At 70.9% G+C, this 17,107-nt stretch carries 14 protein-coding genes; 10 read left to right on the forward strand and 4 right to left on the reverse strand.

Annotated features, from left to right (window positions below; translation table 11 throughout):
• Positions 1-148 precede the first annotated feature (148 nt).
• A complete protein-coding gene (locus tag LO772_RS20805; RefSeq protein WP_231773535.1) occupies positions 149-1,186 on the forward strand; it encodes an ATP-binding cassette domain-containing protein in 1,038 nt (345 codons plus the stop codon).
• Positions 1,183-2,046, forward strand: coding sequence for an ABC transporter permease (locus LO772_RS20810; RefSeq protein ID WP_231773536.1), 864 nt, complete (start codon positions 1,183-1,185; stop codon positions 2,044-2,046). The genes LO772_RS20805 and LO772_RS20810 overlap by 4 nt, the downstream gene beginning before the upstream one ends.
• 73 nt (positions 2,047-2,119) lie before the next feature.
• Here LO772_RS20810 and greA read toward each other — a convergent pair whose 3' ends face one another.
• The gene (gene greA, locus LO772_RS20815) at positions 2,120-2,614 is read right to left on the reverse strand and encodes a transcription elongation factor GreA (protein ID WP_231773537.1); all 495 of its coding nucleotides are present in this window, start codon (positions 2,612-2,614) and stop codon (positions 2,120-2,122) included.
• A 229-nt stretch (positions 2,615-2,843) separates the two neighbouring features.
• Positions 2,844-3,275, reverse strand: coding sequence for a DUF4307 domain-containing protein (locus tag LO772_RS20820; protein ID WP_231773538.1), 432 nt, complete (start codon positions 3,273-3,275; stop codon positions 2,844-2,846).
• 142 nt (positions 3,276-3,417) lie between these two features.
• Between LO772_RS20820 and mca the strand changes: the two genes are divergently transcribed.
• The 4 genes from mca to LO772_RS20840 all read left to right on the forward strand — a co-directional run bounded on the left by mca (position 3,418) and on the right by LO772_RS20840 (position 8,372).
• A complete protein-coding gene (gene mca / locus LO772_RS20825) occupies positions 3,418-4,293 on the forward strand; it encodes a mycothiol conjugate amidase Mca (RefSeq protein ID WP_231773539.1) in 876 nt (291 codons plus the stop codon).
• A 191-nt stretch (positions 4,294-4,484) separates the two neighbouring features.
• On the forward strand, positions 4,485-4,856 hold the full coding sequence (locus LO772_RS20830) for a hypothetical protein (RefSeq protein WP_231773540.1): 372 nt from the start codon (positions 4,485-4,487) through the stop codon (positions 4,854-4,856).
• A 59-nt stretch (positions 4,857-4,915) separates the two neighbouring features.
• The gene (locus LO772_RS20835; RefSeq protein WP_231773541.1) at positions 4,916-7,036 is read left to right on the forward strand and encodes a thioredoxin domain-containing protein; all 2,121 of its coding nucleotides are present in this window, start codon (positions 4,916-4,918) and stop codon (positions 7,034-7,036) included.
• Positions 7,037-7,118: 82 nt separating this feature from the next.
• The gene (locus tag LO772_RS20840) at positions 7,119-8,372 is read left to right on the forward strand and encodes a glycosyltransferase 87 family protein (protein ID WP_231773542.1); all 1,254 of its coding nucleotides are present in this window, start codon (positions 7,119-7,121) and stop codon (positions 8,370-8,372) included.
• 205 nt (positions 8,373-8,577) lie between these two features.
• On the opposite strand, the gene trhA is transcribed toward LO772_RS20840, so the two are convergent.
• Positions 8,578-9,255, reverse strand: coding sequence for a PAQR family membrane homeostasis protein TrhA (gene trhA / locus LO772_RS20845; protein WP_231773543.1), 678 nt, complete (start codon positions 9,253-9,255; stop codon positions 8,578-8,580).
• A gap of 241 nt (positions 9,256-9,496) precedes the next feature.
• Here trhA and LO772_RS20850 point away from each other — a divergent pair, with 241 nt between their 5' ends.
• The 4 genes from LO772_RS20850 to LO772_RS20865 all read left to right on the forward strand — a co-directional run bounded on the left by LO772_RS20850 (position 9,497) and on the right by LO772_RS20865 (position 15,348).
• On the forward strand, positions 9,497-11,317 hold the full coding sequence (locus LO772_RS20850) for a phosphoenolpyruvate carboxykinase (GTP) (RefSeq protein WP_231773544.1): 1,821 nt from the start codon (positions 9,497-9,499) through the stop codon (positions 11,315-11,317).
• A gap of 216 nt (positions 11,318-11,533) precedes the next feature.
• Positions 11,534-12,295, forward strand: a complete 762-nt coding sequence (locus LO772_RS20855; RefSeq protein WP_231773545.1) for an isoprenyl transferase — start codon at positions 11,534-11,536, stop codon at positions 12,293-12,295.
• A gap of 357 nt (positions 12,296-12,652) precedes the next feature.
• Positions 12,653-13,969 carry a PhoH family protein gene (locus LO772_RS20860; protein ID WP_231773546.1) on the forward strand — a complete coding sequence of 439 codons (1,317 nt, stop codon included), beginning with the start codon at positions 12,653-12,655 and terminating at the stop codon, positions 13,967-13,969.
• A gap of 632 nt (positions 13,970-14,601) precedes the next feature.
• A complete protein-coding gene (locus tag LO772_RS20865) occupies positions 14,602-15,348 on the forward strand; it encodes a transglycosylase SLT domain-containing protein (RefSeq protein WP_231773547.1) in 747 nt (248 codons plus the stop codon).
• A 497-nt stretch (positions 15,349-15,845) separates the two neighbouring features.
• On the opposite strand, the gene LO772_RS20870 is transcribed toward LO772_RS20865, so the two are convergent.
• Complete coding sequence (locus tag LO772_RS20870; protein ID WP_231773548.1) at positions 15,846-17,006, reverse strand: steroid 3-ketoacyl-CoA thiolase; 1,161 nt, start codon at positions 17,004-17,006, stop codon at positions 15,846-15,848.
• Between the last annotated feature and the right edge of the window lie 101 nt (positions 17,007-17,107).

The raw sequence follows: 17,107 nt of genomic DNA on the forward strand, positions 1-17,107 counted from the left end.
GGCGGAAGCGGGAGGCGCGAGCGGCCCGGGCCGGCCGACCGGTAAACCACTCGCGCGGGCGAAGCCGACGCGACAGTGTGGTGATCGATATTGCCCGGAAGTGCCCGCACGACGACGCGGAGATCCACCCGAGGAGTGATCCAACGACATGCAGGATGCGATCGTCGCCGAAGGCCTGGTGAAGGTTTTCGGTGAGGTACGGGCGCTGGACGGGGTGGACCTGAACGTGCCCACCGGAACGGTGTTGGGACTGCTCGGGCCGAACGGCGCCGGCAAGACCACGACCGTGCGTGTGCTGACCACACTGCTGACCCCGGACGAGGGGCACGCGACCGTGGCCGGCTTCGACGTCGTCAGGCAGCCCGACCAGGTACGCAGGTCGATCGGGCTCTCCGGCCAGTTCGCGGCCGTCGACGAGTATCTGACCGGGCTCGAGAACCTCCGGATGGTCGGCGAGCTGTACCAGATGGGCGGGCGCGCGGCGAAGGCCCGCGCGCACGAGCTGCTGGACTGGTTCAACCTCGCCGAGGCCGCCGACCGCCCGGCGAAGACGTATTCCGGCGGTATGCGCCGCCGCCTCGACCTCGCCGCGGCGCTCGTCGTACGGCCGCCGGTGATGTTCATGGACGAGCCGACCACCGGGCTCGACCCGCGCAACCGGCTCGCGCTGTGGGACGTCATCCAGAAGCTGGTCGAGGACGGCACCACGCTGCTCCTGACCACGCAGTATCTGGAGGAGGCCGACCACCTCGCGCACGACATCATCGTCGTCGACCACGGCCAGGTGATCGCCCGGGGCACCGCCGACCAGCTCAAGGCCCAGACGGGCGGCGAACGCGTCGAGGTCGTGGTGCACGACCGGGGCATGATCGCCACCGCGTCCGAGGTGCTGGGCGGTTTCAGCCGGGAGGACGTCAGTATCGACCGGCACACCCGCAGGCTGACCATCCCGGTGCAGGGCGGCGCGAAACTGCTCGCCGAGGTCATCCGCGAGTTGGATCAGCGCGGCGTCGAGATCGACGACATCGGGCTGCGGCGCCCCACGCTGGACGACGTCTTCATCGCGCTGACCGGCCACCACGCCGAGGGCGACGACGGCGACGAGCACGACGACGACCACGAGAAGACCGAGGGCGGAGCCGACGGCCGGGCCGCACGCGACACCCGGAAGGACGGCCGCCGATGACGTCCGGATCCCTGGCGAAGGACATTTCGCCCACCGCCGCCGCACCCAAGCCGCGCGGTGGCCTGGTGCAGTCCCTACACGACTCGCTCGTGATCGCCCGGCGCAATCTGATCCGCATGAAGCGGATCCCCGAAATCGTTATTTTCGGCCTGATTCAGCCGGTGATGTTCGTTTTGCTCTTCGCGTACGTGTTCGGCGGATCGATCAACGTCGACGGCTCGACGGACCCGAAGGCGTTCCGCGAGTTCCTGATGGCCGGCATCTTCGCGCAGACCGTCTCGTTCGCCACCGCGGGATCCAGTGCCGGTATCGCGGAGGACATGACCAAGGGCCTGATCGACCGGTTCCGGTCGCTGCCGATGGCCCGCGGCGCGGTGCTGACCGGCCGGACGATCGCCGACCTGGTGCAGACCGCCTTCACGATGGCGGTGCTGATCGTCGTGGCGCTCCTCGTCGGATGGCGCGTGCACGAAGGGATTCCCAAGGCGATCGGCGCGATCGCGCTGATGCTGCTGCTCGGCTACGCGTTCACCTGGATCGGCGCGCTCATCGGGCTGTCGGTCCGCAGCCCCGAGGCGGCGACGTCCGCGGGCATCATCTGGCTGTTCCCGCTGACCTTCGTGTCCAACGCGTTCGTGCCGACCGCGGGAATGCCCACGTGGTTGCAGCACATCGCCGACTGGAACCCGTTCAGCGCGACCGTGCAGGCCGGCCGCGAGTTGTTCGGCAACCCCGGCGTCTCGCGGTCGAACGCGTGGCCGATGGAGCACCCCGTGCTGGCCTCGCTGCTGTGGTCGCTCGTGATCATCGCCGTCTTCCGGACGCTGGCGGTACGCAAGTACCGCTCCGCGACCGCGTGAGGCGCCCGACGGGCGAGAGTGTGTGCGAAGGGCCCCGGCGCGCTCGCCGGGGCCCTTTCGCGTGTGCCCGGGGTCAGCCGGTGTACGGCTTGGCGTCGAGGATCTCGACGTCCATCATCTTGCCGTTGGGCAGCTCGTAGGAGCCGGTGTCGCCCACCTTCTTGCCGTTGATCGCGGTACCCAGGGGCGAGGCGGGCGAGTAGATCTCGATGTCGCCGGTGTCCTCGCGGGAGCCCAGCAGGAACGTCATCGTGTCGTCCTTGTCGCCGTCGAACGCGACCGTGACGACCATGCCTTGCTCCACCACGCCGTTGTCCGCCGGCGCCACACCGACCTGGGCGTTGGCCAAGAGGCCCTTGAGCTGGCGGATCCGCAGTTCCTGCTTGCCCTGTTCCTCCTTGGCCGCGTGGTAGCCGGCGTTCTCCTTGAGGTCGCCCTCCTGGCGGGCTTCCTCGATCTTGGCAGCCAGTTCGACGCGGCCGGGACCCGAGAGATGCTCCAGCTCGGCGGTCAGCCGGTCGTACGCCTCTTGGGTGAGCCAGGTGACGTTTTCGCTGGTCTGGGTCATGGGTGCTCCTCGTCCGTCCGGATCCGGGTCACGGGACGCTCCTCGTCGCTTCAGGGAACGCGTGCTGCGCTCCGGAAAACCCCGAATAAATCAGCGCCCCCTCACCATCCGGTGCGCGAAGGCTCCGGCGATGAAGGGACGAAACCACGACACTAACAATTTCCCAGGCCGACCGGCACCCATGCGCCCACCTGGGGGATGCGGGCGGGCCCGATCAAGCCCGCGCCCGCTAGAGGATCCGGCAGCCGTCCAGCTCGGCGGTATTGGGCCGAGCCGTGGTGCGCAGCACCTCGACCACGGTCACCGTCTTCGAGTCCGCCGCCGGGATGCGGACCTCCTTGCGCCCCACCTCGGTGCCGTCCGCGGAGCGCGACCGCAGGATGCACACCGCGACGTCGTCCTTGTCCTTGCGGACCTCGATGCGGGCCTCGACGGTTTGGTCCGACGTGACCTCGTACGACGGAATACTCGCCGAGACATCGCGGTTGGCGTGGTCGAGACCGAACCACACGGTCCCGGAGACGAGCACGGCCAGGAAGACCACGAAAGCGATGCGCAAACCGCGGTCCTTGCCGCCGCGGGGCGAGCGGCGGCCGTAGCGGTCGGCGCGGTCGGGGCGATCGGCGACGGCCGAGCCGCCCGCGTCGGAGATCTCGCTCACTGGTCGCTCCCGTGCCTCGTCCCGCGGGCCGGCGGTTTCGCCGGGGCGCGTTGCTTCGGCCACTATATGACGGGTCCCCGAAGCACCAGGGGGCCGCCTCCGCAGACCCCGGGGGCGCGAAACAGGAGGAGCGACTTTTCCCGTGAGTGAGCGGCTGAGGCTGATGGCGGTGCACGCGCACCCCGATGACGAGTCCAGCAAGGGCGCGGCGACGATGGCACGGTACGTCCGCGAGGGGGCCGAGGTGCTCGTGGTCACCTGTACCGGGGGTGAGCGCGGGTCCGTCCTCAATCCGAGGCTCCAGGGCGACCCGGACATCGAGGCGAACATCATCGAGGTGCGGCGCAAGGAGATGGAGGCGGCCCGCGCGATCCTCGGCGTCGAGCAGGCGTGGCTCGGATTCGTCGACTCGGGGCTGCCCGAGGGCGACCCGCTGCCGCCGCTGCCGGACGGCTGCTTCGCGGTGCAGCCGGTCGAGAAGGCCGCGGAGCCGCTGGTGCGGCTGATGCGCGAGTTCCGGCCGCACGTCGTGACCACGTATGACGAGAACGGCGGCTACCCGCACCCGGATCACATCCAGACGCACAAGGTGTCGGTCGCGGCGTTCGACGCGGCCGGCGACCCGGACGCGTACCGCGAGTCCGGGGCCCCGTGGCAGCCGCTGAAGCTGTACTACAACCAGGGCATCTCGCGCAGCCGCGTGCAGGCCCTGCACGACGTGATGGTCGCGCGCGGCATCGAGTCGCCGTACGGCGAATGGCTGGAGCGCTGGGGCGACCGCGACGAACGCGACATCACGACGCGGGTGCCGTGCGCGGAGTACTTCGGGCTGCGGGACCAGGCGCTGATCGCGCACGCGACGCAGGTCGACCCGGACGGATTCTGGTTCCGGGTGCCTCTCGCGCTGCAGCAGGAGGTCTGGCCGACGGAGGACTACGAGCTGGTGCGGTCGCTGGTGGACACGGATCTGCCGGAGGACGACCTGTTCGCGGGGATCCGCGCCACGGCGCGGATCTGACGGCGGGTCGGCCGCTGCGGCGGCCCGCCCCGACCGCGGCCCGCACGGATGCGAACACCCGAGCGACAAGCCGTCGCTCGAACGGGTGATCCGGTGGCCGCCCCACTTTTCTCATGCGCACAAGCGCGTGCGACCCTTGGGGGGCGGCCTCACCGTGGCGTGCCGCGACCCGTCGACTGGAGGACCGCCCCATGACCCCGCTCGCCATGCAGCTCGCCGCGCTGGACGAGGACAAGGTCAGCCCCGGCCTGCTCGGGTTCACCGTGGTCGCGGTCCTGGCGGTGGCGACATGGATCCTCCTCAAGTCGATGACCAAGCGGCTCAAGCGCGTCGACTTCGAGGAGAAGGACATCCGCGGCGGCGACACCGGCGGCGCGCGGGCCGGCGACCCCGCCGACGGTCCCGACGGAACGCCGGAACGGGTCGGCGCCGATGCGGCCGAGGAGGAACAGGACACCGCGGGCACGACGCCCGGCGCCGCGGAGCGGACCGACACGGCGGCCTCGCCCGACGCGGGCGACCCGGCGGACGACCGCGCGACGCGGGGCAATCGCGTCGGCTAGTGCGGTGAACCTCGCGCGGTCACGGCACTTGGTGGCGTTGCGCCTGCGAGGATGCCTGCATGACCAACCGCCTCGCGGGCTCCACGTCGCCCTATCTGCTGCAGCACGCCGACAACCCGGTCGACTGGTGGCCGTGGGGCGACGCCGCGTTCGAGGAGGCACGGCGCCGTGACGTGCCGATCCTCCTCAGCGTCGGGTATGCCGCGTGTCACTGGTGCCATGTCATGGCCCACGAATCGTTCGAGGACGACGCCGTCGCCGCGTACCTCAACGCGCACTTCGTCGCCGTCAAGGTGGACCGCGAGGAGCGGCCCGACGTCGACGCGGTCTACATGGAGGCCACCACCCGCATGACCGGTCAGGGCGGCTGGCCGATGACCGTCTTCTGCACGCCCGACGGCCAACCGTTCTACTGCGGGACGTACTTCCCGCCCGCGCCCCGCCACGGGCTGCCCGGCTTCCGGCAGTTGCTGGAGGCGGTCGTCGCGACGTGGCGGAGCCGCCGCGACGAGGTTCTGGCCGGCGGTGCCAAGGTCGTCGAGGAGCTTGCCGCGCCGCGCGGCGGCCTGGTCGGCTCGCAACCGCCCGGTGCCGACGAACTCGACGCCGCCGCGAAGGCCCTGGCCCGCGACCACGACGCGGAGCGCGGCGGCTTCGGCGGCGCCCCGAAGTTCCCGCCGTCGATGGTCCTGGAGTTCCTGCTGCGCCGGCACGCGCGGACCGGCGCGCACGATTCCCTCGCGATGGTCGAGCACACGTGTGCCGTGATGGCCCGGGGCGGGATGTACGACCAACTCGGCGGCGGCTTCGCCCGCTACGCGGTGGACGCCGACTGGGTCGTCCCGCACTTCGAGAAGATGCTGTACGACAACGCGCTGCTGATCCGCGTCTACACGCACCTGTGGCGGACCACCGGATCCGGCTTCGCCCGCCGGATCGCGCTGGAGAGCGCCGACTTCCTGGTACGCGAACTGCGAACGCCCGAAGGCGGGTTCGCGTCCGCGCTGGACGCCGACAGCCCCGACGCGTCCGGCACGTCCACCGAAGGGGCCTTCTACGCCTGGACTCCCGCGCAACTGAGCGATGTGCTCGGCCCCGAGGACGGGTCCTGGGCCGCCGAATTGTTCGCGGTGACGGAGGCGGGCACCTTCGAGCACGGGATGTCGGTCCTGCAACTGCGCGCCGACCCCGACGACCCCGCGCGGTACGACGCCGTACGCGAGCGCCTGTTCCGTGCCCGCGCCAAACGCACGCCGCCCGCCCGCGACGACAAGGTGGTCGCGGCCTGGAACGGCCTGGCGATCGCGGCGCTCGCCGAGGCGGGGGCGTTGTTCGACCGCCCCGACCTGGTCGACGCGGCGATCGCGGCGGGCGACCTGCTCGTCAGCGTCCACCTCGGCGCGGCCGGCCCCGAGGCCGACGTGTGGGGAGACCGGCTCGCCCGCACCTCCCGGGACGGCCGCGCGGGCCCGAACGCCGGTGTCCTGGAGGACTACGCGGACGTCGCCGAGGGCTTCCTCGCGCTCTACGCGGTGACCTCGGACGACGCGTGGCTCACGTTCGCGGGCGTGCTCCTCGACGTCGTCCTCGGCCACTTCACGGCGGAGAACGGCGAGTTCTTCGACACCGCCGACGACGCCGAGCGGCTGTTCCGGCGACCGCAGGACCCGACCGACAACGCGACGCCGTCCGGCTGGACCGCGGCGGCCGGCGCGCTGCTGACGTACGCCGCCTACACCGGCGCGGCCGATCACCGCGACGCGGCCGGGGTGGCGCTGGGCCTCGTCCGGTCGCTCGGCCCGCGCGCGCCGCGCGCGATCGGCTGGGGTCTCGCGGTGGCCGAGGCGTGGTTGGACGGCCCGCGTGAGATCGCCGTCGTCGGGGACGCGGAGGACGCGGCGACGCTCGCGCTCCGGCGTGTCGCGCTGATGGCGACCGCCCCCGGAGCCGTCGTCGCGGTCGGCCCGCCGACCGCGGACGCCACCGCGTCGCCCGCCGCGCGGCACGGCCGGTCCGTGGCCCCCGTCGCGCTGCTGCGCGACCGGTCGCTGCAGGGCGGGCGCCCGGCCGCGTATGTGTGCCGGCACTTCGTGTGCCGGGCACCGACCGGCGATCCCGCCCAACTCGCCGCCCAGGTGGGTGCCCGCGACCCGGAGTCACCGAACGTACCCGTGACGTAGCCGCGTCGTTTCCCCGATGTCCACATACACCCGGTTACGGTGCTGATCGTTTGAAAAACGGCACAGAACGGGGCTGCGGGCGATGGGGCACACCAAGCGCGCGAACGGCCGGTCGCTCGCCACCAGGCTGCGCGCCCCGGTGCCCGCGGTCGTCGCGGGCCTCGCCGCGTCGGTCGCCGTGTACCTCGGGGTCCGGGCGCTGATCCACCCGTCGATGGTCGACCTCGTCGTCTACCGTGCGGAGGGTGCGGCGGTGGCGGCCGGCGTCGATCTGTACGGGCCGCTCGCCGCACCGCACGACCTGCGCGCGACGTATCCGCCGTTCGCGGCGATGCTGTTCACCGCGCTCATCGTGCCGCCGTACGAGGTGTTGCGCGATGTCGCGATCGCGGCCAACATCGCGCTGCTTTTCGTCGCCGCACTGCTGTCCTGCCGCCTGGTGGGGGTCGACGGCCGCCGCCGCACGACGGTCGCGGTGGCCGTGACCGCGCTGGGCATCTGGGCCGAGCCGGTCTTCACGACCTTCCGCTACGGCCAGATCAACATGCTGCTGCTGGTGCTGATCCTGGCCGACTTCACGCGCCCGCCCACCGCCCGGACGCGGGGTCTGGCGCTCGGCATCGCGGTGGGGATCAAGGTCACTCCCGGCATCTTCGTGCTGTATCTGCTGCTCACCCGGCGTTTCCGGGAGGCGGCCGTGGCGGTCGCGGCGTTCCTGGCGACGGTGGGCGTCGGCTTCGCCGCGCTGCCGGACGCGAGCCGGCGCTTTTGGACCGATCTCGTCATGGATCCCACGCGGGTGGGGCGGCTGGAGAACGCGGCGAATCAAACGGTGCGCGGCATGGCCGTGCGCATCACGCACACCCGCGATACCGGCACGGTCTGGTTCGTGCTGATCGCCGTGGTCGCGGTCGCCGGGATGGCGTGCGCGGTGTTCGCGTACCGGCGCCTCGGGGACCGTTGGGGCCTGCCGGTGTGCGCGGTGACGGGGCTGCTGGTGGCGCCGATCGCGTGGACGCACCACTGGGTGTGGTGTATCCCGATCGCGGTGCTGCTGTGGGTGGACGCCCGCCCGGCGTTGTCCGCGGTGGCGGTCTTCTGGACGTTCGCGGTCTGGTACGTGCCGCATGTCCCGTTCGTGGAACTGCACTTCGCCCCGTGGCAAACGGCGTTGTCGGGCTGGTACGTGCTGTTCGGCCTGGGCTTCCTGGTGTTCGCGGCACGTCAGGCCTGGCACGCGGCACCGCCCGAGTCGCGGCTCGGCCCGCGCCCCCGCCGCGAGCCGATGGCCGCCGCCGGGAGCGGGCCGACGGTGGGCGGGGCGTCCGCGGGCTGACCGCACGCGCCGCGCGGCGATCCGGTCGACCGTGGTTGCGTCGTACTCCCGCTCGCGGAACAGGGGGCAGGCCTTGCGGCGGGTCGCCTCGCGGGTGCGCTGCTTCTCACCCGGACGCGAGTGTCGACAAACCCCGAGGCCCGCATCCGTCGCGGATGCGGGCCTCGGGTGGAGTGCGAGCGTGTGTGGTTGTCGTCCGACCGGTTCAGGCGGCGTACGCCACCAGCGAGACGCCGATGTAGTGGGTGGTGAACGCCGCGAGGGTGAACGCGTGGAAGACCTCGTGGAAGCCGAACCAGGTGGGTGACGGGTCGGGCCGCTTCAGGCCGTACACCACCGCGCCCAGGCTGTAGAGCGCGCCGCCGACGATGACCAGGACGAGGACCGCGACGCCGCCCTCGCGCAGGAAGTCCGGGATGTAGAAGACCGCGGCCCAGCCCAGCGCGACGTAGATCGGCGTGTACAGCCACCGCGGAGCACCGATCCAGAAGACCCGGAAGCAGATTCCGGCCAGTGCGCCACTCCACACGATCCACAGCAGCGGTGAGTCCACACCGAAAAGGAGGATCGAAAAAGGCGTGTAGGTGCCGGCGATGATCAGAAAGATGTTCGCGTGGTCGAGGCGCCGCAGCACGGCTTCGCCGCGCGGCCCCCAATTGCCCCTGTGGTAGAGGCCGGACGTCCCGAACAGCATGGCCGCGGTGAGCGCGAAGACCGCGCATGCGATCCTGGCTTTGGCGGTGTCCGCGATGCTGACCAACACGATGCCGCCGGCGACGGCGGCCGGGAATGTCCCGGCGTGCAGCCAGCCGCGGAGCTTTGGCTTGGTGGCGCGGGGCATGTCGGCCCCGCCGGGCGCAAGGGCGTGTACGTCCACACTCATGCGGGAAGTGTACTTACGGGGACGTAGGTTACTTCTGGGTAGGACGTGAGACACGTCACGGAATATCGCGCGTCAACCCCGGTTCCTACGCAGTTCTTTGGGTCATCCGTCCGGTTTGGGGGAACAACTTCCCGGCAGGCGGCCTCCCGCCCGATCCCCCGTGCGGGTGACCGCGTTAAAATCCCCGCAACCCTCAACCCCGACGCCGGGGCTCGCCGTCCCGGCGCGAAATGGAGCGATCGTGGCGTACGAGGCCCTTGGCCTGGACAAGGCCCCGACGAAACACAGTCAGCTGATCGAATGGGTGCGCGAGATCGCCGAGCTCACCCAGCCGGACCGGATCGAATGGTGCGACGGTTCCGAGGCGGAGTACCAGCGCCTCGCGGACCTGCTCGTCGCGAACGGCACGTTCAAAAAGCTCGACGACGTCAAGCGTCCCAACAGCTACTACGCCGCGTCCGACCCTCGGGACGTCGCGCGTGTCGAAGACCGCACCTTCATCTGCTCGGAGAAGCAGGAAGACGCCGGCCCGACGAACAACTGGGTCGCCCCGGCCGAAATGCGCGCCAAGTTCGGCGAGATATTCAAGGGCTCGATGCGGGGCCGCACGATGTACGTCGTGCCGTTCTGCATGGGTCCGCTCGGCTCGCCGCTGGCCGCCTACGGCGTCGAGATCACCGACTCCGCGTACGTCGCCGTCTCCATGCGCACCATGACGCGCATGGGCCAGGCCGTGCTGGACATCCTCGGCGAGGACGGCGCGTTCGTGAAGGCGGTGCACACCCTCGGTGCGCCGCTGGAGCCGGGCCAGGCCGACGTGCCGTGGCCGTGCAACACCGACAAGTACATCTCGCACTTCCCCGAGAGCCGCGAGATCTGGTCCTACGGGTCCGGCTACGGCGGCAACGCCCTCCTCGGCAAGAAGTGCTACGCGCTCCGCATCGCCTCGGTCATGGCCCGCGACGAGGGCTGGATGGCCGAGCACATGCTCATCCTCAAGCTCACGCCTCCCTCCGGCGCCGAGCCCAAGTACGTCGCCGCGGCGTTCCCCTCGGCCTGCGGCAAGACCAACCTCGCGATGCTCCAGCCGACCGTCCCGGGCTGGAAGGTCGAGACCATCGGCGACGACATCGCGTGGATGCGCTTCGGCCCCGACGGCCGCCTGCGCGCGATCAACCCCGAGGCCGGCTTCTTCGGCGTCGCCCCCGGCACCGGCGAGGAGACCAACGCCAACGCCATCAAGACCCTCTGGGGCAACTCGGTCTTCACCAACGTGGCCCTCACCGACGACGGCGACGTGTGGTGGGAGGGCCTGACCGACGAGCCGCCCGCGCACCTGACGGACTGGAAGGGCAACGACTGGACGCCCGACTCGGACGTGCCGGCCGCGCACCCGAACGCCCGGTTCACCGTGCCGGCGTCGCAGTGCCCGACCATCGCGCCCGAGTGGGAGGACCCGGCGGGTGTGCCGATCTCGGCGATCCTGTTCGGTGGCCGCCGCGCGAGCGCGGTCCCGTTGGTGACCGAGTCCTTCGACTGGCAGCACGGGGTGTTCCTGGGCGCGAACGTCGCGTCCGAGAAGACCGCCGCCGCTGAGGGCACCGTCGGCGAGCTGCGCCGCGACCCGTTCGCGATGCTGCCGTTCTGCGGCTACAACATGGGCGACTACATGGCCCACTGGCTGGAGATCGGCAAGTCGACCGACGCGGCGAAGCTGCCGAAGATCTACTACGTCAACTGGTTCCGCAAGGACGCCGAGGGCAAGTTCGTCTGGCCGGGCTTCGGTGAGAACAGCCGCGTGCTCAAGTGGATCGTCGAGCGCCTCGAAGGCATCGCCGACGGCGTCAAGACGCCGATCGGCGTGCTGCCCGGCAAGGACGCCCTCGACCTCAAGGGCCTGGAGCTGTCCGACGCCGACCTCGACCTGCTCCTCAGCGTCGACCGCGAGATCTGGAAGCAGGAAGCCGCCCTGGTGCCCGAGCACCTGGAGAGGTTCGGCAGCCACACGCCGCAGGAACTGTGGGACGAGTACAACGCGCTCGTCGCCCGCCTGGAGGCCTGACGCGCCCGCGCGCACTCGTGCGTGACAGCGGTGCGTGACAGCGGCCCCGCCGACACCGTCGGCGGGGCCGTTTCACGCGTGCGACACACGTCGACACGCGGAGTCTTCACGGAGTCTTCACGCGCTGCGCGCACTCTGTCATTCCCGCCCATCCGGTTGCGGGAGTAGGGTTTTTTCGGCGCGGGAGACGAACGGACGGAGGAACGGCAGGTGGACATGGGCCTGCGAGACCTCGTCTACGGAGCATACGGGCGACGCATCGAGACGTCGCTCGCCCCCACGGACGTGCCCCGTCACGTCGGTGTCATCCTCGACGGCAACCGGCGGTGGGCCAAGGCGTACGGCGAGCAGCCCGCCGAAGGGCACCGCAAGGGCGCCGACAAGATCCACGAGCTGCTCGGCTGGTGCGAAGAGGTCGGCGTCGAGGTCGTCACGCTGTGGCTGCTGTCGACCGACAACCTCAACCGCCCGCCGGACGAGCTGGCCGAGCTCATGGAGATCATCGAGAACGCGGTCCGCGACCTCGCGGCCACCCGCCGGTGGCGCGTGCACCCGGTCGGCGCGCTCGACCTGCTGCCCGAGCACACCGCCCGCGTGCTCAAGGAGTCCGAGGCCGCGACGTCCGACATCCACGGGGTCCTGGTCAACGTCGCGGTCGGCTACGGCGGTCGCCGCGAGATCGCCGACGCGGTCCGCTCGCTGCTCCAGGAGCACGCCGGCCGCGGTACCTCGATCGAGGAACTGGCCGAGGTTCTGGACGTCGAACACATCTCCGAACACCTCTACACGCGCGGGCAGCCGGACCCCGACCTGGTGATCCGCACGTCGGGCGAACAGCGGTTGTCCGGATTCCTGCTGTGGCAGAGCGCGCACTCCGAGTTCTACTTCTGCGAAGCGTTCTGGCCCGACTTCCGCAAGGTCGACTTCCTGCGCGCGCTTCGCGACTACGCGGTGCGCCACCGCCGTTACGGTGCCTGACTTTTCGCGGCTTCAAACAATGTGAACCCCGCTGTTTTTCGCCGGTCGCCGACTCGGGCCGCGGGAAAATGGCGACGGATACCGGACTGTTCTTTCCGTGAACTCCGGGCAAATGATCGCCCAGTTTGTGTCGCGACGCATCGCCCAGGGAATAACCTCGCCAGGCCTGGCGGCTCTCCCGCCGGGTGTCGCAACGCAGGTGACTGCCCGTCATCTGCCAGGGAGGCCCTTCCGTGCGGACACAGCACCACTGTCACGGCGACAGGAGGGCCACGCACCCGGCCCTCGGGCCCCGTCCTGGACTCCGAGCGATCAGGGCGCACGGTGCTCGCGCCCTGAAAGGGGGCGAGGCATTCCGTGGCCACGAACCAACGCCGTGCTCCGCAGCGCCGCACGTATGTTCTTGACACCAGCGTGCTGCTCGCGGATCCCGCCGCATTTCTGCGGTTCGACGAGCACGAGGTGGTCCTGCCCGTCATTGTGATCACCGAGCTGGAAGCCAAAAGGCACCACCCCGAGCTCGGGTATTTCGCCCGCCACGCATTGCGCAGCCTCGACGAACTGCGCACCGGATACGGCCGCCTGGACGCCTCGATCCCGATCGGGGAGGCCGGCGGAACGCTGCGGGTGGAGCTGAATCACATCGACGCGACCGTGCTGCCGCCCGGATTCCGTCTGGGCGACAACGACTCGCGCATCCTGGCGGTGGCCCGCCACCTCCAGGCCGAAGGGCACGACGTCACGTTGGTTTCGAAGGACGTCCCGATGCGGGTGAAAGCATCGGCCGTCGGCCTGAATGCCGAGGAATACCGCGCCGAACTGGTCAACACCTCCGGGTGGACCGGGATGGCCGAGCTCCAGGTCGCCGCCCAGGATGTCGACGACCTCTTCGAGCACGACCGCGTCGAGCTGCACGAGGCCGCCGAACTGCCGTGCCACACGGGCCTGGTGCTGGTCAGCGAACGCGGCAAGGCGCTCGGTCGCGTGACCCCCGACAAACAGGTCAGGCTCGTCCGCGGCGACCGCGAGGTCTTCGGCCTGCACGGCCGCAGCGCCGAACAGCGCATAGCCCTGGACCTGTTGCTCGATCCCGAGGTCGGCATCGTCTCCCTCGGCGGACGCGCCGGCACCGGCAAGTCCGCGCTGGCGATGTGCGCGGGCCTGGAAGCCGTGCTGGAACGGCGGCAGCACCGCAAGGTGATGGTCTTCCGCCCCCTCTACGCCGTCGGCGGCCAGGAGTTGGGCTACCTGCCCGGCACCGAGAACGAGAAGATGGGCCCGTGGGCGCAGGCCGTCTACGACACGCTCTCCGCGGTCACCACCGCCGACGTCATCGAAGAGGTCGTCGGGCGCGGCATGTTGGAGGTCCTGCCCCTCACCCACATCCGCGGGCGTTCGCTGCACGACGCCTTCGTCATCGTCGACGAGGCCCAGTCGCTCGAACGGAACGTGCTGCTCACGGTGTTGTCGCGGATCGGCAGCAACTCCCGTGTCGTGCTGACCCACGACATCGCGCAGCGCGACAACCTGCGCGTCGGCCGGCACGACGGTGTCGTCGCGGTGGTCGAGAAGCTCAAGGGCCACCCGCTGTTCGCCCACATCACCCTCAGCCGCTCGGAGCGCTCGCCCATCGCGGCGCTGGTCACCGAGATGCTGGAGGAGCTGCCCGCGTAAAGCCGGGGGCGGCCGGGGCGTTCGGCGGCGCTGGTCCGACAGGTCCGGGGAATCCGTGTGACGGGTTCCCCGGACCTGTGCGGCGTCCGGGCCCGGCCGACGGGCGGGCAGCGGGGCCGTTCGGTCACTGATGGTGAGTGCTCGCGGACGCGCGGGAGGGGCCGTCCGGACGCCCGTCGGGGCCGGTGCCCGGGGTGCGGACGACGTCCGCCGCGCCGGCGGCCACCGGTTCCGCCCGGTGAAGTCCCAAGCAGCCAAACCGCTGAGCGTAATGTGCGTCACAACTCCCCTGCGGTGGAACGGATTTGTTGCTGGTCGCCGCGGTGGTGTGATGTTCGACACGTCTGCGGAAATTGCCTTCGCGCCAAAACCTGGGGCAGTCTCGGTGACTTGTAGGACCCCGCGTACGGCTGGGTGTGCCGCCGCAAGGTGGACACACCGGTGACATTCCGTCACATAGCTCCATGCATGTCCACAGTTCGGCGCCGTACGCCGCCCGAAGTCAGTGTCGTCCCCCGACGCGGGGTCGGCCGGGCCCGCGCCTCCCGTGACCAGCACGAAGGGGAGGCCCGAGACCGGGGTGAGGCACGTCTGCGGCCGGCAGGCTGCGGACGACTGCGGAAGGATTTTGTGTGAGCCGGGTTTCGGTCCGGGGGATAGCCGTGGCCTCCGCCACGGCGGTGACGGCGGTCGGCGCTGTCGTCGGTATCACGGGTACCGGTGTTGCCACCTCCAACGCCCAGACGGTCGACACCGCGAGCACCACGACCAAGCTGCTCGATGTGCCGGGGACGACCCAGGCGCAGCAGGTCAGCAGCGGTGTTCTTCAGCAGGCGGACGCCCAGACCGCCGCTTACGACGAGGCACAGCGCTTCGCCGCCGCCGAGGCGGCACGCATCCAGGCGGAGCAGAAAGCCGCCGCGGAGAAGGAGGCCGCGGCGAAGGCCGCGGCCGAGAAGGCCGCCGAAGAGGCGCGCGTCGCGGCCGAGAAGGCCGCAGCCGCGAAGGCGGCGGCGGAGAAGAAGGCCGCCGAGGAACGCGCCGCGGCGGAGAAGGCCAGCCGCGACCAGGAGCGCACCGCGGTCACCTCGGGTGACCCGAAGGCCATCGCGCGGTCGATGATCGCCAGCGACGCGCAGTTCTCGTGCTTCAGCAACATCGTCTCGCGCGAGAGCGGCTGGAAGGTCACCGCGACCAACCCGTCCTCGGGCGCGTACGGCCTGGTGCAGGCGCTGCCCGGTTCCAAGATGGCCTCGGCCGGCGCGGACTGGCGCACCAACCCCGCGACGCAGATCAAGTGGGGTCTCAGCTACATGAACAGCCGCTACGGCAGCCCGTGTGAGGCGTGGGCGTTCTGGCAGGCCAACCACTGGTACTGACCGCTCGGCACCGCTTCCGCGCGGATCCCGACCGGATCATTCGTGGGTGAGGCCGCCCGTCCGCGGGGAGGGGAAGGCCTTCCGGCGGCTGCCTGAAGCCACGACGAGCCCTGTCCGACCCCTCGCGGGGGCCGGCAGGGCTCGTCGCCGTGAACGCTTGCCTGCGCGTTGCCGCGCTCGTGCGTGCGCGCCGACGCTTCACAGCGCCGGACAATCTGGGGACCGTCGGCCCACGCCTCGCGGCGTGGCCGGGGATCTGCGGATTTTCCTCCCCAGGGCCCGGCGGTGGTGACCAGCGCACCGACCGGGTCGGGTGAGGCTGTGCGGCTCGGCGGAAGGGGTCCGAGACGCACGAAAGCCTTGATACCCGGCCAGGTAAGGGGCAAACCAGACACCGCCCGGGTTCGCGGGCGGCGCGCGGTCGGGGAGCGGGCCTTGCGGGTAGGTGGGCTCGGCGGCGGCCGGGCGGGTCGCCGGGCCCCGGGGCGGTCGGGGGGTCAGAGGCGTTCGATGATCGTGCCGGAGGCGTTGGCGCCGCCCGCGCACATCGTGACCAGGGCGGTGGCCGCGCCGGTGCGCTCCAGTTCGTGCAGGGCCGTGGTGAGCAGCCGGGCGCCCGTCGACCCGACGGGGTGGCCGAGGGCGATGGCGCCGCCGTTGACGTTCAGCTTGTCGGGGTCCGCGCCCTGGACGCCGGCCCACGACAGGACGACCGACGCGAAGGCCTCGTTGACCTCGTAGAGGTCGATGTCGGACAGCTTCATCCCGGACCGGGTGAGCAGGCGCTCGGTCGCGTCGTTCGGGCCGTCCAGGTGGAAGTACGGGTCGGCGCCGACGAGGCACTGCGTGACGATGCGGGCGCGCGGGCGCAGGCCGAGGGCGCGTGCGCGGTCCTCGTCCATGAGGAGAACGGCGGCGGCGCCGTCGGAGATCTGGGACGAGTTGCCCGCGGTGTGGATGCCGTCGGGCAGGACCGGCTTGAGTGCCGCGAGCGCGTCGGCGGTCGTCTCGCGCAGCCCCTGGTCGGTCGTGACCGTGACGGTTTCCCCGGTCGGCCGTCCCTCGGCGTCCAGGACCGGTGCCGTGACGGGCACGACCTGTGCGGTGAAGCGGCCCTCGTGCCAGGCCCGTTGCGCATTGGTCTGGGAGCGGAGGCCGAGCGCGTCGGCGTCGGCGCGCGTGATGCCGCGGTTGCGGGCGATGCGTTCCGCCGCGGTGAACTGGTCGGGCAGGTCGATCGCCCAGTCGCCGGGCTTGGACTTCTGGCCCGGCTTGGCGGTGTGGCCGAGCGGGTTGCGGCTCATCGACTCGATGCCGCACGCGACGCCGACCTCGATGGCGTCGGCCGCGATCAGGCCCGCGATCAGGTGGACGGACTGCTGTGCCGAGCCGCACTGGCAGTCGATCGTGGTGCCGCCGGTGCGGTGCGGGAGCCCCGCGTACAGCCAGGCGTGGCGCACGATGTCGCCGGACTGCTCGCCGGCCTGGGTGACGCAGCCGCCGATCGCCTGGTCGACGAGGCCGGGGTCGATGCCGGACCGCTCGACCACCGCGAGCTGGGCGGCGGCCAGCAGTCGCAGGGGGTGGAGCCCGGCGAGACGGCCGTTGCGCTTGCCGATGGGGGTGCGTACGGCCTCGACGATGACGGGGTTGCCCACGCTGCGCTCCTCGGGTCTTCTCGGGTCTTCTCGGGTCTTCCGCGACGGGAACTAATGCGTGACTTGGTCAAGCATTATGGGTGGGTTCACCGTACGGCGCG

It is taken from the genome of Yinghuangia sp. ASG 101, assembly GCF_021165735.1.
GTDB lineage: Bacteria > Actinomycetota > Actinomycetes > Streptomycetales > Streptomycetaceae > Yinghuangia.